26 protein-coding genes and 1 tRNA gene are annotated in these 25,791 nt (G+C 64.2%); 6 read left to right on the plus strand and 21 right to left on the minus strand.

Annotation, left to right across the window (positions count from 1 at the left end):
- Position 1: 1 nt before the first annotated feature.
- The gene (locus CAL12_RS02250) at positions 2 to 844 is read right to left on the minus strand and encodes a cytochrome C assembly family protein (protein ID WP_086062993.1); all 843 of its coding nucleotides are present in this window, start codon (positions 842 to 844) and stop codon (positions 2 to 4) included.
- Positions 845 to 977: 133 nt separating this feature from the next.
- Between CAL12_RS02250 and ffh the strand changes: the two genes are divergently transcribed.
- Positions 978 to 2,387, plus strand: coding sequence for a signal recognition particle protein (gene ffh, locus CAL12_RS02255; protein WP_086062994.1), 1,410 nt, complete (start codon positions 978 to 980; stop codon positions 2,385 to 2,387).
- A gap of 206 nt (positions 2,388 to 2,593) precedes the next feature.
- On the opposite strand, the gene thiS is transcribed toward ffh, so the two are convergent.
- The 4 genes from thiS to CAL12_RS02275 all read right to left on the minus strand — a co-directional run bounded on the left by thiS (position 2,594) and on the right by CAL12_RS02275 (position 4,879).
- Entirely contained in the window at positions 2,594 to 2,794 is a 201-nt protein-coding gene (gene thiS, locus CAL12_RS02260; RefSeq protein ID WP_179283271.1) for a sulfur carrier protein ThiS, read from the minus strand.
- A 31-nt stretch (positions 2,795 to 2,825) separates the two neighbouring features.
- Positions 2,826 to 3,776 carry a prolyl aminopeptidase gene (pip, locus tag CAL12_RS02265; protein WP_086062996.1) on the minus strand — a complete coding sequence of 317 codons (951 nt, stop codon included), beginning with the start codon at positions 3,774 to 3,776 and terminating at the stop codon, positions 2,826 to 2,828.
- Positions 3,777 to 4,568: a tRNA (guanosine(46)-N7)-methyltransferase TrmB gene (trmB, locus tag CAL12_RS02270; RefSeq protein WP_086062997.1), complete on the minus strand. Its 792-nt coding sequence runs from the start codon at positions 4,566 to 4,568 to the stop codon at positions 3,777 to 3,779.
- Between the two features lie 104 nt (positions 4,569 to 4,672).
- Positions 4,673 to 4,879 (minus strand): hypothetical protein, encoded by a 207-nt coding sequence (locus CAL12_RS02275; RefSeq protein WP_086062998.1) that lies wholly within the window; start codon positions 4,877 to 4,879, stop codon positions 4,673 to 4,675.
- Positions 4,880 to 5,102: 223 nt separating this feature from the next.
- On the opposite strand from CAL12_RS02275, the gene CAL12_RS02280 reads away from it, so the two are divergent.
- A tRNA-Gly gene (locus CAL12_RS02280) sits at positions 5,103 to 5,176 on the plus strand.
- 13 nt (positions 5,177 to 5,189) lie between these two features.
- Here CAL12_RS02280 and CAL12_RS02285 read toward each other — a convergent pair.
- From CAL12_RS02285 to CAL12_RS02315, 7 genes are all read right to left on the minus strand, one after another.
- Positions 5,190 to 6,059, minus strand: a complete 870-nt coding sequence (locus tag CAL12_RS02285; RefSeq protein ID WP_086062999.1) for an ABC transporter permease — start codon at positions 6,057 to 6,059, stop codon at positions 5,190 to 5,192.
- Between the two features lie 12 nt (positions 6,060 to 6,071).
- Positions 6,072 to 6,947, minus strand: a complete 876-nt coding sequence (locus tag CAL12_RS02290) for an ABC transporter ATP-binding protein (RefSeq protein WP_086063000.1) — start codon at positions 6,945 to 6,947, stop codon at positions 6,072 to 6,074.
- On the minus strand, positions 6,919 to 7,929 hold the full coding sequence (locus CAL12_RS02295; protein ID WP_086063001.1) for an ABC transporter substrate-binding protein: 1,011 nt from the start codon (positions 7,927 to 7,929) through the stop codon (positions 6,919 to 6,921). Before CAL12_RS02295 ends, CAL12_RS02290 begins: the two co-directional genes overlap by 29 nt.
- 2 nt (positions 7,930 to 7,931) lie before the next feature.
- Positions 7,932 to 8,819: a TauD/TfdA dioxygenase family protein gene (locus CAL12_RS02300; RefSeq protein WP_086063002.1), complete on the minus strand. Its 888-nt coding sequence runs from the start codon at positions 8,817 to 8,819 to the stop codon at positions 7,932 to 7,934.
- Positions 8,820 to 9,157: 338 nt separating this feature from the next.
- On the minus strand, positions 9,158 to 9,481 hold the full coding sequence (locus CAL12_RS02305) for a DUF4148 domain-containing protein (protein WP_157792850.1): 324 nt from the start codon (positions 9,479 to 9,481) through the stop codon (positions 9,158 to 9,160).
- 310 nt (positions 9,482 to 9,791) lie between these two features.
- Entirely contained in the window at positions 9,792 to 10,244 is a 453-nt protein-coding gene (locus tag CAL12_RS02310; RefSeq protein ID WP_157792862.1) for a DUF1330 domain-containing protein, read from the minus strand.
- 201 nt (positions 10,245 to 10,445) lie between these two features.
- Entirely contained in the window at positions 10,446 to 11,606 is a 1,161-nt protein-coding gene (locus CAL12_RS02315; RefSeq protein WP_086063005.1) for an MFS transporter, read from the minus strand.
- Positions 11,607 to 11,866: 260 nt separating this feature from the next.
- Between CAL12_RS02315 and CAL12_RS02320 the strand changes: the two genes are divergently transcribed.
- Positions 11,867 to 12,829, plus strand: coding sequence for a DUF72 domain-containing protein (locus CAL12_RS02320; protein ID WP_420042747.1), 963 nt, complete (start codon positions 11,867 to 11,869; stop codon positions 12,827 to 12,829).
- Here CAL12_RS02320 and CAL12_RS02325 read toward each other — a convergent pair.
- Positions 12,826 to 14,745 (minus strand): alpha/beta hydrolase family protein, encoded by a 1,920-nt coding sequence (locus CAL12_RS02325; RefSeq protein WP_420042781.1) that lies wholly within the window; start codon positions 14,743 to 14,745, stop codon positions 12,826 to 12,828. The two genes, CAL12_RS02320 and CAL12_RS02325, sit on opposite strands and share 4 nt — an antisense overlap.
- Positions 14,746 to 15,177: 432 nt before the next feature.
- Positions 15,178 to 15,501 (minus strand): DUF4148 domain-containing protein, encoded by a 324-nt coding sequence (locus CAL12_RS02330; protein ID WP_157792863.1) that lies wholly within the window; start codon positions 15,499 to 15,501, stop codon positions 15,178 to 15,180.
- Positions 15,502 to 15,856: 355 nt separating this feature from the next.
- On the opposite strand from CAL12_RS02330, the gene CAL12_RS02335 reads away from it, so the two are divergent.
- Together CAL12_RS02335 and CAL12_RS02340 are read left to right on the plus strand one after the other, a co-directional pair.
- Complete coding sequence (locus tag CAL12_RS02335; RefSeq protein WP_086063008.1) at positions 15,857 to 16,270, plus strand: helix-turn-helix domain-containing protein; 414 nt, start codon at positions 15,857 to 15,859, stop codon at positions 16,268 to 16,270.
- On the plus strand, positions 16,270 to 17,499 hold the full coding sequence (locus CAL12_RS02340; protein ID WP_086063009.1) for a type II toxin-antitoxin system HipA family toxin: 1,230 nt from the start codon (positions 16,270 to 16,272) through the stop codon (positions 17,497 to 17,499). Before CAL12_RS02335 ends, CAL12_RS02340 begins: the two co-directional genes overlap by 1 nt.
- Before the next feature lie 256 nt (positions 17,500 to 17,755).
- Here CAL12_RS02340 and CAL12_RS02345 read toward each other — a convergent pair whose 3' ends face one another.
- The gene (locus CAL12_RS02345; protein WP_157792864.1) at positions 17,756 to 18,079 is read right to left on the minus strand and encodes a DUF4148 domain-containing protein; all 324 of its coding nucleotides are present in this window, start codon (positions 18,077 to 18,079) and stop codon (positions 17,756 to 17,758) included.
- Between the two features lie 330 nt (positions 18,080 to 18,409).
- On the opposite strand from CAL12_RS02345, the gene CAL12_RS02350 reads away from it, so the two are divergent.
- A complete protein-coding gene (locus CAL12_RS02350) occupies positions 18,410 to 18,685 on the plus strand; it encodes a hypothetical protein (protein ID WP_086063011.1) in 276 nt (91 codons plus the stop codon).
- A gap of 108 nt (positions 18,686 to 18,793) precedes the next feature.
- On the opposite strand, the gene CAL12_RS02355 is transcribed toward CAL12_RS02350, so the two are convergent.
- From CAL12_RS02355 to CAL12_RS02380, 6 genes are read right to left on the minus strand one after another with little or no spacing between them, the layout of a single operon-like run.
- Positions 18,794 to 19,657, minus strand: a complete 864-nt coding sequence (locus tag CAL12_RS02355; protein WP_086063012.1) for an amidohydrolase family protein — start codon at positions 19,655 to 19,657, stop codon at positions 18,794 to 18,796.
- Positions 19,658 to 19,676: 19 nt separating this feature from the next.
- A complete protein-coding gene (locus tag CAL12_RS02360) occupies positions 19,677 to 21,332 on the minus strand; it encodes a class I adenylate-forming enzyme family protein (RefSeq protein WP_086063013.1) in 1,656 nt (551 codons plus the stop codon).
- Positions 21,333 to 21,386: 54 nt separating this feature from the next.
- A complete protein-coding gene (locus CAL12_RS02365) occupies positions 21,387 to 22,487 on the minus strand; it encodes an ABC transporter ATP-binding protein (protein WP_086063014.1) in 1,101 nt (366 codons plus the stop codon).
- Between the two features lie 43 nt (positions 22,488 to 22,530).
- Positions 22,531 to 24,114, minus strand: a complete 1,584-nt coding sequence (locus CAL12_RS02370) for a phytoene desaturase family protein (RefSeq protein WP_086063015.1) — start codon at positions 24,112 to 24,114, stop codon at positions 22,531 to 22,533.
- 14 nt (positions 24,115 to 24,128) lie between these two features.
- Positions 24,129 to 24,956 carry an ABC transporter permease gene (locus tag CAL12_RS02375; RefSeq protein WP_086063016.1) on the minus strand — a complete coding sequence of 276 codons (828 nt, stop codon included), beginning with the start codon at positions 24,954 to 24,956 and terminating at the stop codon, positions 24,129 to 24,131.
- On the minus strand, positions 24,953 to 25,789 hold the full coding sequence (locus CAL12_RS02380; protein ID WP_086063017.1) for an ABC transporter permease: 837 nt from the start codon (positions 25,787 to 25,789) through the stop codon (positions 24,953 to 24,955). The genes CAL12_RS02375 and CAL12_RS02380 overlap by 4 nt, the downstream gene beginning before the upstream one ends.
- Positions 25,790 to 25,791 lie beyond the last annotated feature (2 nt).

Genomic DNA, 25,791 nt, shown 5'->3' on the forward strand with positions numbered 1-25,791 from the left:
TTCAACCCCGATGCAATAGAACTTCCAGCACGAACCGGCTGCCGGTGTACGCCAGCAGCAGCAAGGCAAACCCCGACAGGGTCCAGCGCAATGCCACGCGGCCGCGCCAGCCCTTGCGGTAACGCCCGAGCAGCAGCACGCCGAAGGTCAACCACGACAGCAGCGTAAAGACCGTCTTGTGGTCGAACGGAAGCAGGCGCTGCGTCAGCATATACGAGGCCACCGATCCCGTGATGACGGTCAGCGTCAGCACGGCGAAACCGATGGAGATGATGCGGAACAGCAAGCGCTCCTGCATCAGCAGCGGCGGCTGTACGTCCAGCACCTTGCCCATCAGGCTGGCGCCTTCGGCCTGTTCGAGCGGGCGATGCAGGTGGCGGTCCAGCAGGGCCATCAACATGGCTTGGACCGCGGCCACCGTCATCAGGCCGTAGGCCATCAACGCGATCACCAGATGGACGCGCAGCCAGGAATTGTTGGCGTGGGGCACGACCTGCCCCTGCGGGAAAGCGGCCGCCAGGGCGCAGACGAAGGCCGCCGCCGGCAACAGCAGCAGCAGCAGGCCATCGATGCGGATGACCAGGCTTTCCAGCCAGAAGATCAACATGCCCAGCCAGATGGCCGCCGACAGGGCCAGGGCCCAGCCGATGAACAGATAGGGACCGCCCAACAGGGACTGGTAGAGCGCCACGCCCTGCAGGAAGAGGGCGCCCATCAGGCAGGTCCTGGCGACCCGCCCCGCGTGCTGGATGCCATCCGTCCCGCCCAGGCGACGCCAAAGGGACGCGCCGAGCACCGCGTACGCCAGCGCGGCGACCGCGTGAAATACAATGCCAAATGACATAGGAACCGTTGTTGTTCTCGATGGGGCCCGCGCGCGGGCAATCCGGCGGGTTTTGCCGGTACCACGTGCGTCGGCGCGATACGCGCCGTGCCGGGCCCCTGCCAGCCGAATAGTTTAAGCGGAAACGCATCTCATGCTCGACAACCTTACTCAACGCCTGTCGCGCGTCGTCAAGACGCTGCGCGGCGAAGCTCGCCTGACCGAAGCCAATACCCAGGAGATGCTGCGCGAAGTTCGCATGGCCCTGCTGGAAGCCGACGTCGCCCTGCCCGTGGTGCGCGAATTCGTCGCCCGCGTGAAGGAAAAAGCCCTCGGCGAAGAAGTCGCCTCCAGCCTCAGCCCCGGCCAGGCGCTGGTCGGCATCGTCCACAAGGAACTCACCGCCTTGATGGGGGGCGACCTGGGGGCGGAAGCCGGCGAACTCTCGCTGGCGGTGCAGCCGCCCGCGGTCATCCTGATGGCCGGCCTCCAGGGCGCGGGTAAAACCACGACCACCGGCAAGCTGGCGCGCTGGTTGTCCGAAGGCAACCACGTTCAGAACGGCCGCAAGACGGGCAAGAAGAAGGTGCTGGTGGTCAGCGCCGACGTCTACCGTCCCGCCGCCATCGAGCAGTTGAAAACCGTGGCCGCCCAGGTGGGCGTCGATTTCCTGCCCTCCGACCCCAGCCAGAAGCCGGAAGACATCGCCCGCAACGCCGTCGACCACGCGCGCCGCTATCACTACGATGTGCTGATCGTCGATACCGCGGGTCGCCTGGGCGTGGACGAGGCCATGATGCGCGAGATCCGCGCCTTGTATGACCTGGTCAATCCCGTCGAAACCCTGTTCGTGGTCGACGCCATGCAGGGCCAGGACGCGGTCAATACCGCGCGGGCGTTCGCCGACGCGCTGCCCTTGACGGGCGTGGTCCTGACCAAGCTGGACGGCGACGCGCGCGGCGGCGCGGCTCTGTCGGTGCGACATGTCACCGGCAAGCCGTTGAAATTCGTCGGCGTATCGGAAAAGCTGGATGGCCTGGAAGCCTTCTATCCTGACCGCATGGCCCAGCGCGTGCTGGGCATGGGCGACATCGTGTCGCTGGTGGAGCAGGCGCAGCGCAACATCGACATCGCGGAAGCGCAGAAGCTGGCGACCAAGCTCAAGTCCGGCAATCGCTTCGACCTGAACGACTTCCGCGAACAGTTGGGCCAGGTCAAGAAAATGGGCGACATGAGCTCATTGCTGGAGAAGCTTCCCGCGCAATTCCAGCAGGCCGCCGGCCAGCTGCAGAGCGGTCAGGCGGACAAGCAGCTGCGCCGCACGGAAGGCATCCTGAATTCCATGACGCCGGCCGAACGTGCCAAGCCCGAGCTCATCAAGGCCGCGCGCAAGCGGCGCATCGCCGCAGGCGCTGGCGTACCGGTGCAGGAGGTCAATCGCCTGCTGGCCCAGTTCGAGCAGATGCAGGGCATGATGAAGCAGATGAAAAAGGGCGGCATGGCCAAGATGATGCGCGCCATGGGCGGGATCAAGGGCCTGGGCCGTTTCGGCGGCATGCGCTGATCGACCAAAAAAAACGGCCAGGATCGCCTGGCCGATGTGCCGGAGCGGGAGGGGAAAAGTCCGCGCCGGTGATCCCATCGAACCCGCTGCGGAAGTTCAATGGCGAGTCCATTATGCGTAAGGCTTAGGCCTTCGACCGTCAATCAGTTGTAACTGGTTGCGAGTCCACTGTGCGGGATTGCGCTGTGCCGTAACAGCGCGCCGCATCAGCCGCCGCCCACTGCCACAACGATCTCCAGCTTGTCGTTTTGTTGCAGACGTGTCTCAGCGTGCTGACTTTTGGGAACAATTTCGCCATTTTTTTCGACGGCGACACGTTTGCCTACATAGCCCAGCAGTTCGAGGAGGCCGAGTACCGTCGTGTCGGGAGCGACCTGCCGGGGCTCGCCATTCAGTTGAATATTCATCATGGTGGTTATGTCGGCGGGGGACGCCTGTTCAGGGACGTCCCGTCGCCGCGTAGCGATTGGTGGCTTCGATCAGATGGGCAAGAATGCCGGGCTCGTCGAACGCGTGGCCGGCATCCGGAACGATGTGCAGCCGGGCTTGCGGCCAGGCGCGGTGCAGGTCCCAGGCCGTGCGTACGGGCGTGCAGGCGTCGTAGCGTCCCTGGACGATCACGCCAGGGACGTCGCGCAGCTTGTGCGCGTCGCGGATCAGCTGGCCTTCGGCCATGAAGCCGTCGTTCACGAAATAATGGTTCTCGATGCGAGCGAAGGCCAGCGCTGCCTGGTCGCCAGCGTGGCTTTGCTGGTGGCGCGCGCTGGGCAGCATGGTGATGGTGCTGTCTTCCCAGCGGCTCCAGGCCTTGGCGGCGGCCAGCTGGGCTTCCGGGTCGTTGCCGGTCAGACGCCGGCGGTAGGCCTGCACCATGTCGTGCCGCTCTTCCGGCGGTATGGGCGCCAGGTACTCTTCCCAGAGATCGGGGAACAACTCCGAGGCGCCGTGCTGGTAATACCACTGCACCTCCGACCGCCGTACCGTGAAAATGCCGCGCAGGATCAGCGCGGCCACATGATCGGTATGCGTCTGGGCATAGGCCAGCGCCAGCGTCGAGCCCCAGGAGCCGCCGAACACCAGCCAGCGGTCCGCGCCCATGATTTCGGTGCGCAGGCGCTCCATGTCGGCGACCAGATGCCAGGTGGTGTTGTTGTCCAGGCCGGCGTGCGGACGCGATCGCCCGCAGCCGCGCTGATCGAACAACAGCACGTTGTACCGGGCCGGATCGAATAATTGCCGATGCACGGGCGAACAACCGCTGCCGGGGCCGCCATGCAGGAAAACAGCCGGCTTGCCGTCGGGATTCCCGCACAGCTCCCAGTACACCTGGTGGCCGTCGCCGGTATCCAGCATGCCGTGACGATAGGGTTCGATGGCGCGAAATAGCATTCAGGCGGCTCGCTTGAACATGAGGTCCCAGACCCCGTGGCCCAGGCGCAGGCCGCGGGTCTCGAACTTGGTCTGCGGACGGAATTCAGGACGTGGCGCGTAGCCGTCCGCGGTATTGCGCAACTGCGGCTCGGCGCCCAGCACTTCGAGCATCTGTTGCGCGTAGTGTTCCCAGTCCGTGGCGCAATGGACGTAACCGCCCGGTTTCACCCGGCTGGCCAGCAAGGCGACGAAGGGCGGCTGGATCAGGCGCCGTTTGTGGTGGCGCTTCTTGGGCCAGGGGTCGGGAAAGTAGATGTGCACGCCGTCCAGCGAGCTGGGCGCGATCATGTCGCGCAGCACTTCCACCGCGTCGTGCTGGACGATGCGCACGTTTTGCAGGCCGGAGGCCTCGATGCGCTTGAGCATGGAGCCGACACCGGCGTTGAAGACCTCCACGCCCAGGAAGTTGTCCCCCGGCCGATCCAGGGCAATGCGTTCGGTGGTCTCACCCATGCCGAAGCCGATTTCCAGGATGGTGGGCGCGGTCCGGCCGAAAACGCTGGCGGGATCCAGGATGCGTGCGGCGTAGGGGATGGACCACTGCGCCAGCAGGCGTTCCAGGGCATCGCGCTGGCCTTGCGTGATGTGGCCGCGGCGATGGACGAAACTGCGGATATGGGTGGCGCCGGGGCTATCGGGCGCATGCTGGCCGGATGCCGGCGCAGCCTCGGTCGCCGACGACAGGGCAGACGGTGAAACAGGAGACGGAGCGGGAGGCTCGCCGTCTTCGGGGATCGTATCGGTATTCATAGCGCGCCATTGTAGTAGGGCGGGGAACCAGCCCGCGGCGGGGTCCAGGATACGGGAGCGATTCGTATCGCGCCATTGAAGCGCGGCCAGGCTCCTGAAGAAGGCTAGCGCTGTTGCTTGAGCTTGGCGGCCTGCTCTTGATTCAGGCGCGCCGCCTCATCCCTGGCGTAATCCGCCTCGCCGGCATCGTAGGAGCCCTCGTACGAGCAGCTGTTCCACCAGTGGCAGGAACTGGCGCGTTTGGGCGCGGCCGGGCCGCAGGCGGACAGCAGTATCAGGAGGGAGGAAGCCAGTATGAAGCGAGTGAGCATATTGCGGAATTACCGGTTTGCGTTGAGTCGAACCGCAAAGATTGTCAGCTATCGCCCCTAGGGTCAACGCGTGCTGCGTCACTGGATCCTGGTCGGCGCCGAGCCTCGATACGCAGGCACGCTACAGGCCCCATGGGCCAGGAAGCGTTCTGAGCGACCACAATCGGCCAATGTATAATCGCGCTTCCTGCTGGCCGGCAAGCTATGCCGGCACGGCACCCGGGCGGGTGTAGTTCAATGGTAGAACGGCGGCTTCCCAAGCCTCAAGCGTGGGTTCGATTCCCATCACCCGCTCCACAGTTTCCATGCCTCAGCGCTGTAGCCCCCACCGCTGTATCGTGACCCGCTCCAAGGCATGGAAGACGCCATTTTCGACCAGCAGGCCGATGATCACGACCAGTATCAATCCCGCGAATACGCGATCCGTATAAAGCTCGTTGCGGTTCTGGAAGATGTACCACCCGAGACCGCCCTTGCCCGACGACGCGCCAAAGACCAATTCCGCGGCAATGAGCGTGCGCCAGGCAAAAGCCCAGCCGATTTTCAGCCCGGACAGGATGGACGGTAACGCGGCCGGGACCAGGATCTGGATCACGTAGCGCAGGCCGCGCAGGCCGTAGTTGCGACCTGCCATGCGCAGCGTATCGGGTACGGCCTGGAAGCCGGCATACGTGTTCAATGCCAACGGCCACAAAACCGAATGGACGAGGACGAAGATCAAGCTGCCAGCGCCCAGGCCGAACCACAGCAAGGCCAGCGGCAGCAGGGCAATCGCCGGCAGCGGATTGAACATCGACGTCAACGTGGTCAGGATGTCGCGGCCCAGTCGGCTCGAGACGGCGACCATCGTCAGGGCAAAGGACAGCACGATGCCCAGTATGTAGCCTTGCAACAGCACCTGCAGCGACAACCACGTCTTCTGCACCAGTTGCCCGTTCAGCAGGCCTTCGGCCAATGCCTGCATGGTCGCGCTGAACGTCGGTAGCAACAGGTCGTTGTTCTGCCAGCGCGCGACAGCTTCCCACAGTGCCGCCAGCACAACCAGGATGCACGTCTTGCGCACCCAGGGACGGTCCCAGACGCGCATGCCCAGGGGTACGTCCTGTGTCAGCTGCGTAGGCGGCAGCGCTGGCAGATCGACTTCGTATTCAGGTCGGACGGGCGGTGCAAGACTGCTCATGGGAAGAAAAATTCAAGCGGCGAGATGCGCCGGGCGTATATGGGCGTCGGCGTGGCCGACGGGCTCTTCGAACAGCATGCCGTGGATCCGTCGGGTGGCCGCCTGGAAGGCTGCGCTGCCCATGCTGTGCAGCCCCCATTCATGGCTGTTCAATTCGGCGCGCACGCGGCCGGGATGCGGCGACAACAGGGCGATCCGGCTGCCGACGACCAAGGCCTCCTCGATCGAATGCGTCACGAACAGCACCGTCATCCGCAGTTCCTTCCACAGCGCCAGCAATTCTTCCTGCATCTTCCGGCGCGTCAACGCGTCCAGTGCGGCGAACGGCTCGTCCATCAACAGTACGCTAGGCTGCATCGCCAGCGCGCGGGCGATCGCGACGCGCTGCTTCATTCCGCCCGACAGCTCGTGCGGATACGAAGAAGCGAACCGCGCCAGCCCGACCGTTTCCAGGCAATGGCGCGCCCGCTCGCGCGCCGTTTTGCGATCCGCGGTGCGTGATGCCAACAGCGGGAACATGACGTTCTGCTCCACTGTCTTCCAAGGCGGCAGTTGATCGAACTCCTGGAACACGACCACACGGTCCGGCGAGGGGCCATGCACGACCTGCCCACGCAGCCGGATCTCGCCGGCCGCCGGCTCGATGAAACCTGCTGCCGCCTTGAGCAGTGTCGACTTGCCACAGCCCGAAGGCCCCAATAAAACGAAGCTGTCGCCTTCATGGATGTCCAGGCTGACTTCGTGCGTGGCACGCACGATTCGCTCGGGCGTCCGATATTCGAGACTGACGCGGTCGAGCTGCAACAGCGGCGCGTTCGCGATCGCCGTTGCCACGGACCCGCGGCGCTTGCCGCGCAAATCAGCTGCCGCTGGAAACTCGTGGGTCATCGAAGAAGTACTCCTTGAGCGAAGCCGGCTGATTCTTGATGGCGCCGATCCGATGCATGAACTGGCCGAGCCCCAGGGTGTTCCGCGGCTCGACCTGGATCGAGACCTCGGGGTCCTTGACGATCCTGATCAGCAGATCGCGATCGGTTTTCGACTTCTCCACCCGGATGTAGGTATCCACCGCCTCTTCGGGATGCGCCTTGATGAACTTGGCGGCATCGTCCAGCGCATCGATGAACGCCTTGTAAGTCTTTGGGTTGTCGTTGCGGAACTTCTCCGTCGCGTACAAAACCGTCGACGACGCCGGTCCACCCTGCACGTCGTAGGAGTTCAGCACGATGTGCGCCGCCGGATTGCCTGCCAGCTCCTGCTGCTGAAACGGCGGATTGCCGAAATGGGCGTTGACCTGGTTCTGGCCCTTGATGATCGCCGCCGTTGCGTCGGGGTGCGGCACCGCCACTGTCAGCGGCTCCAGTTTGTCGAATGACTTGTCGCCCCACTGCTTCGCCGCCGCCATCTGCAGGATGCGCGACTGCACCGACACCGTCGTCGCCGGCACGGCGATCCGGTCCTTGTCCGTGAAGTCGGCGATCGTCTTCACCGCGGGATTGTTGGAAACCAGGGAATAGGGGAAGTTGCCCAGTGAGGCGACGCCCTTCACGTTCTGGCGGCCGCGCGTGCGATCCCAGATGGTGAACAGCGGGCCTACGCCGGCACCCGCGATATCGATGCTGTTGGACAGCAGCGCATCGTTGACCGCCGAGCCGCCGGACAGTTGGACGAAGTCGACCTTGATGTCGACACCGGCTTCCTTGCCGCGTTTCTCGATCAGCTTCTGGTCCTGGACCACGTCCAGCAACAGGTAGACGATGCCGAATTGCTGGGCGATCCGGATCTGCCCTTCGGCATGAACGGCGCCGGCGGACGACAACAAGGCGACGCCGGCGAAGGCGCTGAGGACTTTCTTATGGAGTGATTGCATGGTCAGGAGGGAATGTCGCCTTCGATGGTGGTGCGGTACAGCTTGCGGCGCAGGAAGTCCGGCGTGCCCGCGGCCAGGTGCATGACCGAGCGGTTGTCCCAGAACACCATGTCGCCGGGTTGCCAGTAGTGCGTGTACAGATACTCGGGCCGCACGCTCAGCGCGAACAGCTCGTCGAGCAAGGAGCGGCTCTCGTCCTCGGGCAGGCCGAGGATACGTGTCGTAAAGTGCTCGTTGACGAACAGCGCCTTGCGGCCCGTCTCCGGATGCGTGCGCACCACCGGATGCACCGCGGGCTTCACTTCCTCGATCTGCTTGGCCGTCAATGGCGGCCGCCACGGGCTGCGAGCGCGCAGTTCCTCGTACTTGGCCAGGTAGTTGTGCTCCGCGCGCTTGCCGTCCAGCGCGCGCTTCAGCGCCGCTGGCAGGTCTTCGTATGCCGCATGCTGGTTCGAGAACAGCGTGTCGCCGCCTTGCGGCGGCAGTTCCTGGGCGTGCAGCAGCGACCCCAGGCTGGGTCTGTCCTTGTACGACAGGTCCGAATGCCAGAACGCCCCGGCATCGCCGAGTCCGATCGGCTGGCCGTTCTCCTTGATGTTCGACACCACCAGCACTTCCGGATGCCCCGCCAGCTGGAAGTTGCGCAAGACGTGGATCTGCAACTGTCCGAAGCGCCGGCTGAAGTCGATCTGCTGTTGCGGGGTGATGCGCTGGTCGCGGAACACCAGTACGTGATGATCCAGGTGCGCGCGATGTATACGGCGAAAGTCCTCGTCGTTCAAAGGCCGGGACAAATCCAGCCCCAGCACCTCGGCGCCCAAGGGGCCGGACAGGGGGCGGATGTCGATCGACTGCGAGGGGTAATCGGTGAGAATCGGATTGGCGCTCATGGACGGCGTGGGTGCGTGGGCAACGAACGCACCTTAGCCCTTAGGCATCCAACCCCGAACGATTAATTGCTTGGAAGTTCGTGGCTTCCGGTGTTAAAGACCGGCCGTTATTAATTCATTACCGACGATCATGTGCGAAATGACTGCCTGACGGGACCGCGGAAAAAAATCGGCCCCCTGGGGTACAGGGGGCCGACCTTACTGCGCACCACACCGAGAGGACTGCCACTACAGCATCCCCGCCTCTCGCCGGGGAAACCGTTCATCCGTGCGGGCATGAACGGCCGGACTTCCTGGCGATCCGACCGGCGTCGGTCGGATCACCGATTGGTCTTGGATCAGCCTTCGAAGGGCTGGTTGTCGATGTCGCCGAAAGCGAGGTCGCCATGCACGCCGCCGCCTTGGGCAACCGCCGGGACCGAAGCCACGTCAGCTTGCGCGGTGAAAGGCGCGTTGTCGCTGTCGGCATTGGCGGTCAGGCCGGCGGCGCGCGCTTGTTCCAGTTGCGCGACGACCTGGTCGCGGCTGGTGCTGCTGGCTTGCTGGCCGTAGACGCCTTGGAACGGCGCGTTGTCCGAATCGCCACGGGGGGTCGCGGCTTGCGCGGCGCCGATGGCGGCGAACGAAAGAACAAAAGCGGAAACGATGGTCTTGGCATTCATGGCAGTACTCCTAGTCCTGGTTAAGTGATCCGGGCCGTCCATCGCGATCTGCTGTGAGAACTTCGCGATGTCCGTTGCTGTTCCCGATGAAACGTATTCTGTGCTTCCAAGGCCTAGGGATAAACCCTCGTTCGCGCAAATTACTTTTCCATGCAGCAGGCCAATCTCTTGCGATTGCCGCGTGGTTCAAGCCCGTGGGATCAACGGATATCGGTTTCGGGAATGACGAGCGTCGGCACGGTAATCGTCGCCAGACTCGCGCGCCGGTCTCCCGGTTCGACGCCGTTGACCTTTGCGATATTCGCGGCTGTCATGCCCGGGCGGCCGTAGGTAGCAGCCTTTCCGATAGCGGCAAAAGCCGGGAGTCCCGCACCGCCGCCGTACGATGGCCGAGCCCTGCCAGATAATCCGCGTGGCTGGCGAAGGAGAGGAAGGAGGACACGCTGGCCTGCTGGATCAGCATTGCCAGGTCCCACCGTTCGTCGGTGGGACCGATCAGAAAGGGGCCGCCTTCTCCAAGAAACAGGACATCGCCTCCGCTTGCTCGCAAAAAGGGCAGCGTATGTTCGATGTACCGATCGAAGGCCTGTGCCCCGCTGATCGCTGTGGCAGGCGCCAGTTCGGGGCAGTTCGAATAGTCGGCAACATCCCTGAACCTGAGCAGATTGAGCATGACGATCGCGCCGGCGAAGCCGCGGTGCATGAACATCTTGCCGGCCTCTTGCGTCGGTTCGAGATAGGGCGGGTAATCGGTTGGGCTCATGGTCGTCTCATCGATGGAATGCAGCAATGCCGTCCCTCGTCCGGTCTGAAGGCGAGATACGGCGCATGAACCGCAAGCGCCCAGGCATCAATGTACAAAATAATACCCGGATAAAAATAATTGTCAATTTTTTCCGGGTAAAATTCGTGACTGTGCGCGCGCAGCCCGGGGGCGTCCCACCGGACGCGAAGGTCCCGGCCATTACGCGGATACGGCGTAGCCACGCAGGGTTCGCAGGCCTAGCAGCAGCGCGAACGCGGCCGCGCTCAAGCCAGCCAATAGCGCGAAGGTCGTTGCCGCGCCGAGGCTCTCCATGGAGGTGGCCAATGCTGGCGGCGCCAGCGCATTGATCACGTTCATCGGAAGTGCAATGCTCGCCATGGCGGCCGCATAGTCGGCCTTGTCATAGAAAACCAGCGGCATGGTGGCGCGCGCCACCGCGAACGCGCCGCTGCCCACACCGAACAGCAGCAGGAAAACGCCGACCGGCCACAGCGCGCCGCCGCCCAGCCACAGCGCGGCCAAGCCAAGCGGCATCATCGCGCCGGCCACGACACCGGTGGACAGGCCGTCCCAGCGCGGGCCTCCGGTCAGGTCGAGCATGCGCCCCGCGACCTTGAATATCCCCAGCAGCGAGGCGACCAGGACCGCCCGGCCGAAGCCCACACCCATGGCCTGCAACAGCGGCACGCATACGGCCTGGATCCCGAAGGTGACGAAGCTATTGAGCGCAATCGCGCCGACCAACAGCGCGAACACGCGCCGCGGCCGCCGACGGTAGCCCACAGCCGCCGGCTTGGGTGAGCTGACGGTCGATGGAAGGCCGAACCGCAGCAGAGGGCAGACGAGCAGCATGACCGCCACATAGACCAGGAGCGACGCACGCCAGCCGATCAGGTGTTCGAGCCAAGCCGTGACGGGCAGGAAGATGCTGCCGGCCAGCCCGGTCACGAGCATCAAGGTGCCGATCTGGCTTCGTGCCCGGTCCGGCGCGTACTCCGCGATGTAGGCGTATGCCGCCGTGGTAAGGAAGGTGGCGCCCGCCACGCCGATCAGCGCCCAGGCGGCCCAGTAGGCCAGGATGCCAGGCGCCAGGACCAGTGCGCCGAGCCCCGCGCCAATCCCGGCGGCACCCAGCACCATGGCCGAGCGCGTGCCCAGGTGTCGAAACACACGGATGGCCAGGGGCGTGGCGGCGCCCATTGCCATATACATCACCGAGGTACCCAGGAAGACCGAGGGCAGCGAAGTCCGCAGGTCCAGCGCGATCGGTCTGGCCAAGACCGGCAGCATGCTCACCACGCCCCAGCCGATGATTTGAGTGAGTGCAATGAGCGGCAGGGCCAAGGCCTGGCGGGGCATATTGTTCTTCCGTGTGGAAGTGGTTGCGGTCAGGGTACGCCGGGTCACCGCGCTATGAGTGTACGCCTCACCGTCCGGCGTGTCGGCTGGCGCGCGCCGATGGCGGCAAGGGAAAGATCAAGTACCCTTTAGCCTGACTCCGTGCCGGCATGACAAGTATGCAAGACGATCTTTTCGGAGACGCGGTGATCCCGCCTCCGGCCGATTCCTCGAACGATGGGGCCTCTCGTACGATTCCGGAAATTTCCGCTCTCCGGGGCATGGCCAAGGTGCTGCCGGCTCCTGCCGCGCTGGAATGGAGCTCGCTCGCGCGGCAGCTTCCGCCACAACTGCGCTTTGGGGTCTCTACCTGGTCATACCCGGGCTGGGAGGGGCTGGTCTGGGATGGCGAATACGATTCGAGCACGCTGTCCAAGCATGGCCTTGGCGCCTACCATCAGCATCCTCTTTTGCGCACGGTTTGCGTCGACCGTACTTTCTGGCGCCCGTTGACGGCAAGCCAGTATGGCGCTTATGCCGGGCAGGTCGATGACGACTTCCGTTTCGTCGTCAAATGTCCCGCCAGCATTACCGACGCCCAGGTGCGTGGCGAAGAGGGCAGGACGCGCGAGGCCAACCCGGTTTTTCTCGATCCGTCGCTGGCCGTCCATGACTTTGTGCGACCGGCCCTTGAAGGCCTGGGGGCCAAGCTCGGCGTTCTGGTGTTTCAGCTGAGTCCCCTGCCTTTGGGGTGGCTGAGCCGCCGCGCGGCGCTGTTCGAGAAACTGGGCCGCATGCTGGCCGCTGTCCAGGAGGCCTTGTCCGCGCATGCCGTCGTGATCGTTGCGGTGGAAGTGCGGGACCCTGAACTGCTGGGCCAGGCGCTGGTCGATACGCTCAAGGCGCATGGGGCTACTTTCTGCCTGGGCTTGCATGGCAAGATGCCGCCCATCGAAGCGCAACTGCCGATGCTGCGCGCGCTATGGCCGGGTCCGCTGGTCTGCCGGTGGAATCTGAACCGCATCTTCGGCCCGTATGGTTATGCCGACGCGCAGAAAAAGCACGATCCCTTCAATGCCCTGCCCAGCGAGGATATCCCTACGCGCACGGTGCTGGCACGGACGATCCGCGGGATCACAGGCGCGGGCCAGCCGGCCTACGTGACGGTCAGCAACGACGCCGAGGGCTGCTCGCCGCTGTCCATCCAGAAGCTGGCCCAGGCGATTGCGGCCCCGCCCTGCTAAACCTCGATGTCCGGCCCGGATATCAGATGACGCGCGAAGAATTTCTCCATGGCTTCGTAGAACTCAAGGCTGTTTTCTTCGTTCCGAAAACCATGTCCTTCGTCGTCTTTCACCATGTAGTCGACTTCGACGCCGCGTTTACGCAGCGCCTGTACGACCTGGTCGCTTTCCGCCTTGTTCACGCGCGGGTCCTTGGCGCCCTGGGCGATGAACAATGGCGTCTTGATGCGGTCGACATGCAGCGCGGGCGATGTCCGGACCAGGCGGTCCTTATCCTTTTCGGGGTGGCCCACCATGTCGTACAGCCTTTCGAGCATGGGCTTCCAATAGGGCGGCGTGCTCGCCATGAACGTGAACATATTCGATATGCCGACATAGTCGACCGCCGCCGCATACAGGTCGGGAGTGAAGGTGACGCCGGCCAACGTGGCATATCCGCCGTAGCTGGCGCCATAGATGCCGATGCGCTTAGGATCCGCGATGCCCTGCGCGATCAGCCAGCGCACGCCATCGGTGATGTCGTCCTGCATGGACAGGCCCCATTGGCCGAAGCCGGCTTCCCAGAACTTCCGCCCGTATCCGGTCGAGCCTCGGAAATTGACCTGCAGTACGGCAAAGCCCCGGTTGGCCAGGAACTGCACCTGCGAGTCGTAGCCCCAGCTGTCGCGCGACCACGGGCCGCCGTGTGGGTGGACGATCACCGGCAGGTCCTGCTCCCGCCGTCCCAGGGGCAAGGTCAGGTAACCGTGCAACGCCAGGCCATCCCGGCTTTGGAAGCGGATCGGCCGCATGGGGGCCATATCCGATTCGGGCAAGCCGGGCTTGATGTCCGCGAGCTTCCGCAGTTCGTCAGTCGTGACGTCGTACAGGTAGCGCGTGCCGGGTGTGCGATCGTTGTACGTGCTGACGATGAACTTGGTTTCGTCGCGCGTGTCGCTATGCAGCGCGAGCTGATAGCCATGCAGGCGGTCAGCCAGCCTTCGGTAGAGGTCTTCCGTCTGTGCATCCAGGAACCTGCGCTGCAGTTTGTCCGTCTCATAGGTCACCGATGTGAGGACCCGACGAAGACGTGAATAGCCGACGTTCGACACATCCACCTCGTGCGGATTGAACAGTATTTCTTCCGTGTCGGGATTGGCGGGGTCAATACACACCAGCGCCTTGGTGTCGCGGCCGCGATTGCTGATGGCGTAGAGCTGCCTGTTGTCGAAAGTGAACAGCACGGGTTTGATGCTGGTGCGGTAATCGGTGGCGATGATCGTACGGAAGGGCTGTTCTTCCGCATCGCGATACAGCACGGCACAGTTCAACCCATCGAGCGTGAGGGCCACGCGCAGCTTGCCGGCGTGATCGGTCTGCCAGCTGATGACATTACCCGGGTTCAGCCCCACCAGATGGGATACGCCGCTATGCGGATTGACGCGGTAGATGTCGAAGATTTTCGGGTCGCGATTGTTGTGCGCAAGCAGGATGTGATCAGGGTCATCCGCCAATGGGTCGCTGATGTATGCGCGGCAGTTTTCGTAAGGGGTCAAGTCCACGGTGCTGCCGCTGCGCATGTCCACGGCCAGGATGTGGAAATTTTCATCGCCGCCGAAATCCTTCGCGTACAGGATGGTGCTTGAGCCCTTCCAGACGTAGCTGCTGATGTCGCGTGCGGTTTCGCGGGTGATGCTGCGTGCCTCGCCCATCGGTGCGGCCCCTTCCAGTCGCTGTACGAAGATGTTCATGCGCGGCGGCTGGCCGTCCACGCTGACCGGACGCATGAACGCGAGCCAGCTTCCGTCCTCGGACAGGCTGAAACGCGTCTGGTCGGGATGGCGGAAAAAATCCTTCAAGGGATATTGCGGAGGAATTGTTGCCGGCGCCGCGAGAGCGGGGCGTCGCGGTGCCGCGAGCGGCGGTGTGTGCGTGATGACGGCGTTTGGCGAAACCCGTTTCCTGTCGGTACGGACATGGGCGACCAGCGAGAGCGCGCCGTCGGATAACGTCCGCCGCATGTGGTCGGTGTGGACGCGGTGGCCTTGCGCACGGTTCGCTTCATTCGCCTCGCTCCGGAATGGCAGGCCGCCGCCGAACGCCGGCCCGCATGGCGTCGCCAACGCGGCTGCGATATCCGGAAGGGAGGACGATGAGTAGTTGATGGCCGGCATGAGTCGTGTCTCCGATGGAATCCGCCTCCTTCGATTTCAAGCGCCCTGTAAGGGGAGGGCGTGAGGCGAACGCTGTAGTACCTGACCGGGCCGGCCGGTTCACTCGCGCCTGGGTCACGACGTTCAAATGAAACGGCCCCCTGGAAGGGGGCCGTTCGTACTTCTACCAGCGGTCTTGGCGATCAGCCGCGGCGATCAGCCTTGGAAGGGCTGGTTGTCGATGTCGCCGAAGGCGAGGTCGGCATGCACGCCGCCGCCTTGGGCAACCGCCGGGACCGAAGCCACGTCAGCTTGCGCGGTGAAGGGCGCGTTGTCGCTGTCGGCGTTGGCGGTCAGGCCGGCGGCGCGGGCTTGTTCCAGTTGCGCGACGACCTGGTCGCGGCTCACGCTGCTGGCTTGTTGGCCGTAAACGCCTTGGAACGGCGTGTTGTCCGAATCGCCACGGGGAGTCGCGGCTTGCGCGGCGCCGATGGCGGCGAACGAAAGAACAAAAGCGGAAACGATGGTCTTGGCATTCATGGCAGTACTCCTAGTCCTGGTTAAGTGATCCGGGCCGTGCATCGCGATCTGCTGTGAGAACTTCGCGATGTCCGTTGCTGTTCCCGATGAAACGTATTCTGTGCTTCCAGGGACTAGGGATAAACCCGTATTTGCGGGAATGATTTTTCCACTGAGACGGTAAATAGTGGATCACTCGGGTCCGAACGGATCCGGCGACGGCGGAGAAGGCGGTATAAATACTCGAATAAGCTAAAAAAAGCGGCTTTGAAGTTCATATATGAGCATATGTACGACTCAAGTGGATATTGCATTTGATATATGTTCATATATGAACATATAACCCATTGTGAAAATCATATCTGAGCGCCTAGCTATGGCACCCGCCCGACTACCCACCGCAAGTACGCGTGTTGCCCTGCCGCGCCCCGTAAATCGAGCCTTGCTCAGACTCGGCGAGGAGATCTCCACTGCGCGTCGTCTACGGCGATTGAGCCAGAAAGACCTGGCCGAGCGCATCGGCACCTCGCTCAGCACCGTCAGACGCATGGAAGAGGGCAATCCCGGTACCGCGCTGGGTACCTTTCTGCGTGCTTTGCATGTACTCGGCCGACTTGATGATCTAGTGGAGGCAATGGCGACCACGAATGACGCCACGGGGATGCAGCTGATGCGGGAGCAGTTGCCCCAAAGGGTGCGTTCCGCTCGGATTGGCAGGTCGAGAGTGGCGCGCTCGGATGCTGTTGAAGACAGCAGCCCTGATGAGCCCGATGAGCTGGAGGGCTTCTAATGGCCGCCAAGGCGCTGCGACGGCGGGATCTGGAGGTCCATCTGGGATCGAGCGGCCAGGTGATAGGGCACCTGCATCTGGGAAGTGGCAAACGCAGCGCCTTCAGCTATGACGAGCGCTGGCTGCGGGATCCGAAGTTCTTCACCCTGTCGCCAGACCTGCTGCCCGTCTTGGGTGTTCAGCATCCGCAGCGGGTGTTCTTCGACGCGCTGGCGGATACCGTCCCAGACTCATGGGGCGAACGTGTCATCCGGCGCGCCCATGCAAAGCTTCGGCAGCATGATCGCGACACCCCGCCGCTGGAGCCTGTGGACTTTTTGCTATGGGTCGATGACGAGGCTCGCGTCGGTGCGCTGCGTCTCTTTGACCCTCAGGTCAGGATGTATTTACGGTCGAGCAACGAGCAGCGGCACGTTCCCCCGTTGGTGGACCTCGATAAAGTCGTGCAAGCCGCTCGCGCGTTGGAGGCGGGCACGGAAAGCACGCAGGATCTCCAATATCTGCTTGGACTAGGCACTTCGCTCGGCGGCGCTCGGCCGAAATCGACAGTTCGCGACACGGATGGTCGTCTGGCCTTGGGCAAGTTTCCCAGCCAGGCGGACCAGCGCGACGTGATAAGAGGCGAGGTGCTGGCCATGCGCCTCGCAGCCAAGGCAGGCATACACACAGCCGCCGCTCGCGTAGAAATGATCAACGGGACAGCAGTGGCGATCATCCGGCGGTTCGATCGCACGACTCAAGGTGGTCGCATCCCATACGTGTCAGCCGCGACGATGCTGCAGTCTGATGGGCGCGACATGGTGCACGCTTATACGGAACTCGCGGACGTCCTGTTGCAGGAAGGTGCCGCGCCTACTATCGACATGCACCAGTTGTGGCGCCGCTTGGTCTTCAATTTTTTGATCTGCAACACCGATGACCACTTGCGGAATACCGGCTTTCTGTATGACGCGCGTAATCATGGATGGCGTCTATCGCCAGCCTTTGATCTCAATCCAATGCCAGGGGATCGCCGCGAGAGCAAGACATGGCTGACCGAGGATTCTGGGCCAATCGACAATAGGCACGTGCTGATGGAAGGGGCGTCCTACTTCAGGCTGGATGCAACGGAAGCCGCGGCGATATGGAAAGAGGTCGCTCAGGTGGTGACCGGCTGGCGAGTAGTCGCGAAGGAATTGGGGATGACGAACAGCGATCTGACGGATTTTGCGCCGGCATTTGCCGGATAGCGGGAGGAACTTGGTTTTCCTTGCGATAAACATGTACCCGCGAACTACGCCCGAATAAAGAATCGGCCCCCTGGACTACAGGGGGCCGACCTTGCTACGCACCACACCGAGAGGACTGCCACTACAGCATCCCCGCCTCTCGCCGGGGAAACCGCTCATCCGTGCAGGCATGAACGGCCGGACTTCCTGGTGACCCGACCGGCTTCAGTCGGATCACCGCTAGTTCGTGATCAACGTTGGCGATCAGCCGCGGCGATCAGCCTTGGAAGGGCTGGTTGTCGATGTCGCCGAAGGCGAGGTCGCCATGCACGCCGCCGCCTTGGGCAACCGCCGGGACCGAAGCCACGTCAGCTTGCGCGGTGAAGGGCGCGTTGTCGCTGTCGGCGTTGGCGGTCAGGCCGGCGGCGCGGGCTTGTTCCAGTTGCGCGACGACTTGGTCGCGGCTCACGCTGCTGGCCGATTGGCCGTAGACGCCTTGGAACGGCGTGTTGTCCGAATCGCCACGGGGGGTCGCGGCTTGCGCGGCGCCGATGGCGGCAAAGGAAAGAACAAAAGCGGAAACGATGGTCTTGGCATTCATGGCAGTACTCCTAGTCCTGGTTAAGTGATCCGGGCCGTGCATCGCGGGTCTGAGGTTTCAGGGAAGTTCGCGACGTCCGTTGCTGTTCCCGATGACTGCATTCTGTGCTTCCAGGGACTAGGGATAAACCCGCATAAACGGAAATCATCTTTCCATTTGTCGGAGGAATCTACGGGGAAAGGCGCACGGGCTGCCAGGGCGCAGGTGCTCAAGCCAGGTGTTTTGTCTCAAATCGTTGCGGTTTAATGCCTATGCGGGCATTTCCGACCAAGCGCCACCGATAGAATGGTCAGCGCGTTATCGGTCAAGGCCGGGGAGACTTCTATTCACATGTTTATTCGTCGCGTCGCGGTGGTGCTGGTCTTCGGGCTGTTGTCGGCCTGCTCATCCACAAAGAAAGCGGACTCTATTGAGTCGACCGTGCGTCCGACTTCGCCCAGCGCGGCCAAGGCGTCCGGACGGGTGGTGGATTCATGCGCGTCGTCGCGCAGCAAGTGCCTGTACAAGGGCTCGTACGAGCCCGGCGAACGGGACTATGCCGAGCAGGAAGCCAAGCGCTTGAACCTGGCTGAGTTGGAAAGGCTGCGCAAGGCGTTCGGCAACTGAACGCCGATGGCGGCGGTCTCCATGGCGACGGTGTCGATCAGGCGGGATTCCGTGCTCACGAGCTTCCGTTCCGCGAGTAAGCCCCCTCTATTCCGCGATAAGCAGCCATCAGGCCGTCGCGTCGAGCCCCAGGAAATCCACGGCGTTATCGCATAGCCAGCGTTGCCGTACGTCGTCCGGCAGCGGCAAGGCGGTGAACTCGTCCAGCGTGCGGGGCACCGGCATCATGGGGAAGGCGGTGCCGAAGATCATACGGTGCTTCAGGACCGTCTTGCCATACTGCAGCAGCGGTTCGTAGCCGGAGTGCGGCGTCGTCATCAGGCGTGGACGGATCGCCAGGGTTCCTATCCACAGATTGGGATGCCGCCATGCCACGGCGATCAATTCATTGACCCATGGCCACCCCGGGGGCGAGGCGCAGACGCGCAGGTCGGGAAAGTCGCGCAGCACGCGGTCCAAGGCCTGCGGATGGCCATGGTGCATGGACGTGCGCGTCGAAAAATTCGTGCCGCAATGGACGTTGACCGGCACATTGAGCTCGGAGCATTTCGCGTACAGCGGATACAGCAGCCGGTCGTCGATATCGAGCCCCAGCTCGAAACCCTGTATGTTCAGGCCACGCAGCCCCAGCTCCTTGACGGCCTGTTCCAGCTCCCGGACGGCGGCCATGCCGCGATGCGGGTCCACGCCGGCGAAGCCGATATAGCGTGGCCCATGCGCGCGGCAGAAATCGGCCACCGTCTCGTTGGCAATCTTGAAGCCGAAAGTGGAGCTCAGGTCGCGGGCCTTCAGCACCACCGCGCGGGCGTCCAGGCGTTCGTAGGTGTCCAGATACTCTCGCAACGCATCGGGTCCGGTCTCGCGATCGACCTGCGCCTCGCTGTTGCCGTAGACGCGCCGATAGTTGGAAAGGTGCGGTGCCCGGCCTTCGAAACCGGGGGCGGGTGGGCGGCTGGAAAAATCGATGAACATGGCTGCCTCCTCGGGCGCGTCAGCGCCAGACAGATTGTTGGCGGTCGTAGCTGCCCGCGAAAGGATCCGTCATCTCGGCGATCAGCCGCTTCTTGGCGATCTTGCGTGACGGCGTGCGGGGAAAATCTTCTTCCATGTAATGCAGGTAGCGGGGCACCTTGAACGGTGCCAGGTGCCTGGCGCAGTGTTCGAATATGGCTTCCGGCGGGACCTCGCTGGATGTCAGCCCCGCGCGCAGCTTGATATAGGCCTTCACTTCCTCGCGCCGCAGCGGATCGGGAACGGGCACCACGGCGGCTTCCTCGATATCGTCCATGCCGCGCAGTACGGCTTCGACTTCGTTCGCGGCGATGTTCTCCCCCGCGCGCTTGATCATTTCCTTTATGCGCCCGACCAGGTAGTAATAGCCGTCTTCGTCACGCCGGAAAAGATCGCCCGTGCGGAACCATACGCCGTCGAAGCTTTCCGCGTTGGCTTGCGGCCGCTTGTAGTAGCCCAGGAATATGCCCCTGCCGCGGACCCACAGTTCGCCGATCTCGCCATCGGGCGTGGGGGCGCCGTTCTCGTCGCGGATCTCGAAGCGCCGGAAGGCCGCCGGCAGGCCGCAGCTGCGCACCAGCGACATGTCATGCGCCCACGCCGGCATGAGGGCGCCGGTACCGATTTCCGTCATGCCGTAGCCTTCGCGCGCCGTCAGCTTGAAACGGCGTTGCACGTCGCGGCGAGCGGTCTCGGTCCAGCCGTAGATGCTGATGTACTTCAGGTCGATATCGCCATCGGCCTCGGACTCCGGATAGTGCGACAGTACGGGTTCCGGGAAGATGCAATAGTGGATGCGGTAATCCTTCAGCCACGACATGAAACGGCTCAGGCTCATGCGGTCGGCGACGTAGGCGGTGCCGCCCAATGCCAGCGTCATCAGGAACTGCCACATGGGATCCATGTAGAAGAACGGCGCCCACACCAGCACGTTGTGGATGCCGCCCTCGCGGGTGCGGCGGTGCCTGGCCGAGTTGTGCGCGTGGATCATCCAGTAGTCGTGCGTCAGCAGACAGCCTTTGGGGAAGCCCGTCGTACCGGAGGTGTATTGAAGGTTCAGTATGTCCGTGCGCGCCACCGGCGCCGGCGGCGTGAAACCGGGTTGGCCGTCGCGTACCAGCGTGTGCCAGTCGAGGTGGGCGCCATCGTCGCCGGCGCCGCCCTGCGCATGCACGACGATGCGTTCGGGCGCCAGCAGCGGCGGCAGCGCATCCAGCGCCTGCAGCTTGGCCAGCAGGCCCGATTCCACCACCACGTACTGCGCGTCCGAATCCCGCAGCACGAAGTCCAGCTCGTCGGTCGTGTACGACGTGTTGACCGGCACCATCACGGCACCGATGCGGCCCAAGGCGATCCAGGTCACCGGAAAAGCGGGCGTGTTGCCGAGCATGACCGCCACATGGCAGCCCTTGCGCACGCCGCGCGCCAACAGGCTGGATGCCAGGCGGTCCGCCTGTTCGTCGAGCTGCGCATAGCTTATGGACTGCTGCTGTTCGAACCAGACCGCCGCGACGGCGTCGCCCATCAGCGCGGCGCGCTGCCGTACGAATTCACCCAGCGATTCGGGCAGGGCCAGCGATTCTTCGCGCTGGCGACGGACGAGTTCGGCCTGCACGGTCGAAGACTGTGTCTGCATTGATATTTCCTCGGAAGTCCGGCGGCCGCCATCCGGGCCGCTACATGAATCGGGCTAGTCCAGCACCAGGCAATCCCGGTGCGACCACGTCAACCGCACGGGAGCGTCGCGTGGCAGCGGCACCCGGTCGCGACGGTTCTGTTCCTGCACCACCATGCGGACGGACGACCCGACACGGACGTGATGCCGCACGATGCCGCCCAGGATGATGGTGTCTTCCAGGACGCCATCCACGCCCTGGTCCTCGCCGGGCGGCGTGCCGGCGGCGTGCATGACGATGCTTTCGGGACGGATCAGCAGGCTGGCTGCATTGGACCCCCGTGGCGCGTTGGTCGCGCCAATGCCATGGGGCCCTGTGCAGGGTGTGGCGCGCATGTCTCCCAGCACCGTCGATACCGCCACGCCATCGGCCGTCGCCGCGCGTACGTCGCAGGGCAGCAGGTTCGCGGTGCCGATGAAGTCGGCGGCGAAGCGCGTCGCCGGGCGGAAATAGAGCGCCTCCGGCTTATCCTCCTGTTCGATGCGGCCGCCGTTCATCAGGACGATGCGATCGGACATGGTCAGCGCTTCGTCCTGGTCGTGCGTGACGTTCACCATGGTGATGCCGAGCTCCGCATGGATGCGGCGCAGCTCCAGCTGCATCTGTTCCCGCAGCTTCTTGTCCAACGCGCCCAACGGTTCGTCCAGCAAGATCAGCGCCGGGTTGTAGACGATGCAGCGCGCCAGGGATACCCGCTGCTGCTGGCCGCCGGACAGCTCGCGCGGCTTGCGTGCCGCCAGGTCCGGCAGGCGGACCAGCTCCAGCACCTCGCGAACCTTGCGTTCGATCTCGGCGCGTGCGAGCCTGCGCACGCGCAGCGGAAAGGCGATGTTCTCGAACACCGTCATGTGCGGCATCAGCGCGTAGTTCTGGAACACCATGCCCAGCTGCCGCTTGCTGGGCGGGCTGGTGGTGACGTCGCGGCCGTCGATGACGATGCGGCCCGTCGATGGCGGCACCATGCCGGCGATCAGGTTGAGCAGCGTCGTCTTGCCGGACCCGCTGGGGCCGAGCAGCGTGACGAACTCGCCCTTGCGCACCGACAGGTCCACGGGGTGCAGGGCCTGCACACCACCGTAGCGCTTGGAGACCTGTCGCAGTTCTATCATGTTCATGGCGATGCAGTCCGTGTAGGTTCAAGGGCGCGGGCGCGCGGTGTCAAAGCCGTGAAGCCAGGATGACGCGCGCGGCGTTGTGGCCGGGTACGCCCGTCACGCCGCCGCCCGGATGGACGGAGGCCCCGCACTGGTACAGGCCGGCGATGGGCGTGCGGTAGTCCGCCGCGCCGCGCACCGGCCGGCGAAAGAAGATCTGGTCCGCGCTCAGTTCGCCGTGGTGCACGTGACCGCCGGGCAGGGCGAAGCGCTCTTCCAGGTCCGGCGGCGCCAGTACCTGGGCATCGTCCACGCAGTCGCGAAAGCCCGGCGCGTGGGCTTCCAGCGTATCGAACACGGCATCGCGCAAGCGATCGCGCCCTGTGTTCCAGTCCGAGTCCCGCAGGCGGTAGGGCGCGTGTTGCCCGAAAATGCTGATCAGATGCTTGCCCGGCGGCGCCACCGTCGCATCCAGCTTGCTGGGCGTCAGGATGACCAGCGGCAGGCGCGACGCGAAGCCGCCCTGGCGCGCGGCATCGTAGGCCTGTTCGAGATAGTCCACGGACGGTCCGATGCGAACCTGCGTGGGATAGTCGAACCCCGCTCCCGCCGCGTCGAAATCCTTGAAGACCGGCAGCCGGTTCATCGCCAGGTTGACCTTGAAGGCATGGGACGCGTCGCGGATGCGGTCGACGCGCGCCAGGAATTCCACCGGTACGTGGGCGGGATCCACCAGGCGGCGGAACAGCACCTTGGTCGCGGCATTCGATATCACGCACTTCGCCCGCAGCGTTTCGCCGTTTTCCAGGGTGACGCCCGTCGCGCGGCCGGCCTCCACGTCGACGCGCGCGACGGGCGCACCCAGCCGGACTTCCATCCCGTGCGCCTGGCCGGAAGCGGCGATGGCCTCCGAGATCGATCCCATGCCGCCGCGCACGAAGCCGGCCGGGCCGGCGGAAGTGGTGTGATCGCGCACATAGCCGCGCAGCAGCACATAGGCCGAGCCCGGCGCCGACAAAGTGGTGGTCGCGCCACCGCAGGCGACGTAGAAGCCCAGGGCCGCGATGGTTTCGTCGGCCTGGAACCAGCGTCCGAGGAAATCCCGTGCGCTGAGCGTCAGCACATCGTAGAGGTCGTAGAACTGTTCGCCGATATTGCGATAGCGCCAGGCGAAGCGCAGCAGGCGCAGCCGGGAGGAAAGATCGGTGGCGGCCGGATCCGGCGGAATCTCCCAGAGCATGCGCGACACCGTGGCGCCCAGCCGCGCCATGTGGTCGCGGTAGCGGGGATAGGCGGCGGCATCCGCCGCGCTGAAACGGCTCATGCCGGCGTGCAGTTGCTTGTCGTCGCCGAAGACCAGGCTGCGGCCTTCACCGTACAGGTGCACCATGGGCGTGGGGCGGATGACGGCGTAGCCGTGGCGGGCCAGCTCAAGCTCCTGGATGATGCGGGGCTGCAGCAGCGCCATCGTGTAGGAGGCGACCGATACCCGGTAGCCGGGCCAGACGGCCTCGCTGACCGCCGCGCCGCCGATCACGTCGCGCCGCTCCAGTACGCAGACCTTGCGGCCCGCGCGGGCCAGGTAGGCGCCGCATACCAGCCCATTGTGTCCGCCGCCGATGATGATCGCGTCGTAGCTAGCCGCCATGAGAGTCTTTTCCGTCAGTCGGGTTTATGGGGAGTGGGCTGCAAGGCCATGATGGCCAGGCAGACGACGAGCGACAGCAGGGTAAGCAGGGTCGACACGGCGGCCAGCACCGGGGAGACTTCCCAGCGGATCGCGCTGTACATCTTGACCGGCAGGGTCAGGGTTTCCGGGCCGGTGATGAAATAGGCGATGATGACCTCGTCGAAGGAAATCAGGAACGCGAAGAGTGCCCCCACCAGCACGGAAGGGCGGATCTGCGGGAGCACGACTTCCATGAAGATCCGCAGGCGGCTGGCGCCCATGATCATGGCGGCGGTTTCCAATGCCGGATCCGCATGGCGCAGGCCGGCGCCCAGGGCGACCAGCATGAAGGGGATGGTGGCCACCGTATGCGCCAGCACCACGCCTATCGTCGTGTTCACCATGTGCAGCGCCGCCAGGTGCATGTACATGCCCAGGCCCAGCACCACCACCGGCACCAGCATGGGCGCCAGCGAAACCAATTCCACCACACGCCGGCCGCGGAAGCGCCCGCGAGCCAGCGCATAGGAAGCCGGCAGTGCGATCAACAGCGACAGCACCGTCACGCAGGCGGCCACCAGCAGGCTCTGCAAGGCCGAGCCCCACCAGGCGGGATCGCTCAGGAACTGGCGGAACAGCGCCAGCGACAGCTGCCTGGGCGGAAAGCTGAGCTCCTGGCCGCCACCGAACGAGATCGGGATGACGACCAGGCTGGGCATCAGCAGGAAGACATAGCCCACCCACGCGGCCGCCGCGCCGGCCAGCCGCCAGGCATGGCGGGCGGTGAAATGGGGTTGGGGTACGGTGCGGGATCCGTTCATGCGAAAGTTGTCTCCCGGTCGCGCTGGACTCTTATCAACATGGCAATCAGCACAGCCGATATGGCCAGCAGCACGAAGGCGATCGACGACGCCAGCGTCCAGTCCAGCGTTTGCCGCGTGTAGAAGTCGATCAGGTTCGCCAGCATCATGTCCTGCCGCCCGCCGAGCAGCGCCGGCGTGATGTACATCCCCATGGACAGCGTCAGGCACATCAGCACGCCGGCGCATACGCCGGGCAGGCTGAGCGGCAGCGTGATGCGGCTGAAGATGCGCCATTGGCTGGCGCCCATGATCTCCGCCGCCATGTGCAGGCTGCGGTTCTGGTTGATCAGGCTGGCCATGACCGGCAGCACCATGAATGGCAGCAGGTAGTTCGTCATGCCCAGCACCACGCCCACGCGATTGAACAGCAGCTCGACATGCCAGGCGCCGCCGGACATCCATCCCAGCAACTGGTTCACTACGCCGCTGTTGCCCAGGACGATGGTGAAGGCATAGCTCTTGACCAGGATGCTGGTCCAGAAGGGCAGCATCACCATGATCAGGTAGGGCGCGCGCCGCCGCGCGGGCATGGCGGCGAGATGCAGCGCGATCAGGTAGCCCAGCACCAGGCTGGTCAGCGTAGCCAGCACGCTGATGTGCAGCGTGGTCCCCAGCACGCGATGGATCAGCGTGCCGTTGAGGACGTCCGCGTAGCCGCGCAGCGTGTAGCCGTGGTCGTAGATGCTCGACCAGCCCACCAGTCCCAGCGGCCACAGGAAAAACAGCAGCAGCAGCGCGCAAAGGGGAGCCAGCAGGACGACGACCGCCCTGGTGCTTAGGGTGTGCGCCATGG

This window comes from Bordetella genomosp. 8, assembly GCF_002119685.1.
Classification (GTDB): Bacteria; Pseudomonadota; Gammaproteobacteria; order Burkholderiales; family Burkholderiaceae_B; genus Bordetella_C.

Excerpts from the sequence above, each read along its gene's own strand:
- ffh (WP_086062994.1), top strand. The coding sequence starts at position 978 with ATGCTCGACAACCTTACTCAACGCCTGTCGCGCGTCGTCAAGACGCTG.
- CAL12_RS02300 (WP_086063002.1), bottom strand. The coding sequence starts at position 8,819 with ATGAGCGCCAATCCGATTCTCACCGATTACCCCTCGCAGTCGATCGAC.
- pip (WP_086062996.1), bottom strand. The coding sequence starts at position 3,776 with ATGCTATTTCGCGCCATCGAACCCTATCGTCACGGCATGCTGGATACC.
- CAL12_RS02320 (WP_420042747.1), top strand. The coding sequence starts at position 11,867 with ATGGCCAAGGTGCTGCCGGCTCCTGCCGCGCTGGAATGGAGCTCGCTC.
- CAL12_RS02330 (WP_157792863.1), bottom strand. The coding sequence starts at position 15,501 with ATGAATGCCAAGACCATCGTTTCCGCTTTTGTTCTTTCGTTCGCCGCC.
- CAL12_RS02310 (WP_157792862.1), bottom strand. The coding sequence starts at position 10,244 with ATGAGCCCAACCGATTACCCGCCCTATCTCGAACCGACGCAAGAGGCC.
- CAL12_RS02345 (WP_157792864.1), bottom strand. The coding sequence starts at position 18,079 with ATGAATGCCAAGACCATCGTTTCCGCTTTTGTTCTTTCCTTTGCCGCC.
- CAL12_RS02295 (WP_086063001.1), bottom strand. The coding sequence starts at position 7,929 with ATGCAATCACTCCATAAGAAAGTCCTCAGCGCCTTCGCCGGCGTCGCC.
- trmB (WP_086062997.1), bottom strand. The coding sequence starts at position 4,568 with ATGAATACCGATACGATCCCCGAAGACGGCGAGCCTCCCGCTCCGTCT.
- CAL12_RS02355 (WP_086063012.1), bottom strand. The coding sequence starts at position 19,657 with ATGTTCATCGATTTTTCCAGCCGCCCACCCGCCCCCGGTTTCGAAGGC.
- thiS (WP_179283271.1), bottom strand. The coding sequence starts at position 2,794 with ATGAATATTCAACTGAATGGCGAGCCCCGGCAGGTCGCTCCCGACACG.
- CAL12_RS02375 (WP_086063016.1), bottom strand. The coding sequence starts at position 24,956 with ATGAACGGATCCCGCACCGTACCCCAACCCCATTTCACCGCCCGCCAT.
- CAL12_RS02305 (WP_157792850.1), bottom strand. The coding sequence starts at position 9,481 with ATGAATGCCAAGACCATCGTTTCCGCTTTTGTTCTTTCGTTCGCCGCC.
- CAL12_RS02285 (WP_086062999.1), bottom strand. The coding sequence starts at position 6,059 with ATGAGCAGTCTTGCACCGCCCGTCCGACCTGAATACGAAGTCGATCTG.
- CAL12_RS02380 (WP_086063017.1), bottom strand. The coding sequence starts at position 25,789 with ATGGCGCACACCCTAAGCACCAGGGCGGTCGTCGTCCTGCTGGCTCCC.
- CAL12_RS02250 (WP_086062993.1), bottom strand. The coding sequence starts at position 844 with ATGTCATTTGGCATTGTATTTCACGCGGTCGCCGCGCTGGCGTACGCG.
- CAL12_RS02275 (WP_086062998.1), bottom strand. The coding sequence starts at position 4,879 with ATGCTCACTCGCTTCATACTGGCTTCCTCCCTCCTGATACTGCTGTCC.
- CAL12_RS02335 (WP_086063008.1), top strand. The coding sequence starts at position 15,857 with ATGGCACCCGCCCGACTACCCACCGCAAGTACGCGTGTTGCCCTGCCG.
- CAL12_RS02350 (WP_086063011.1), top strand. The coding sequence starts at position 18,410 with ATGTTTATTCGTCGCGTCGCGGTGGTGCTGGTCTTCGGGCTGTTGTCG.
- CAL12_RS02290 (WP_086063000.1), bottom strand. The coding sequence starts at position 6,947 with ATGACCCACGAGTTTCCAGCGGCAGCTGATTTGCGCGGCAAGCGCCGC.
- CAL12_RS02315 (WP_086063005.1), bottom strand. The coding sequence starts at position 11,606 with ATGCCCCGCCAGGCCTTGGCCCTGCCGCTCATTGCACTCACTCAAATC.
- CAL12_RS02365 (WP_086063014.1), bottom strand. The coding sequence starts at position 22,487 with ATGAACATGATAGAACTGCGACAGGTCTCCAAGCGCTACGGTGGTGTG.
- CAL12_RS02370 (WP_086063015.1), bottom strand. The coding sequence starts at position 24,114 with ATGGCGGCTAGCTACGACGCGATCATCATCGGCGGCGGACACAATGGG.
- CAL12_RS02340 (WP_086063009.1), top strand. The coding sequence starts at position 16,270 with ATGGCCGCCAAGGCGCTGCGACGGCGGGATCTGGAGGTCCATCTGGGA.
- CAL12_RS02360 (WP_086063013.1), bottom strand. The coding sequence starts at position 21,332 with ATGCAGACACAGTCTTCGACCGTGCAGGCCGAACTCGTCCGTCGCCAG.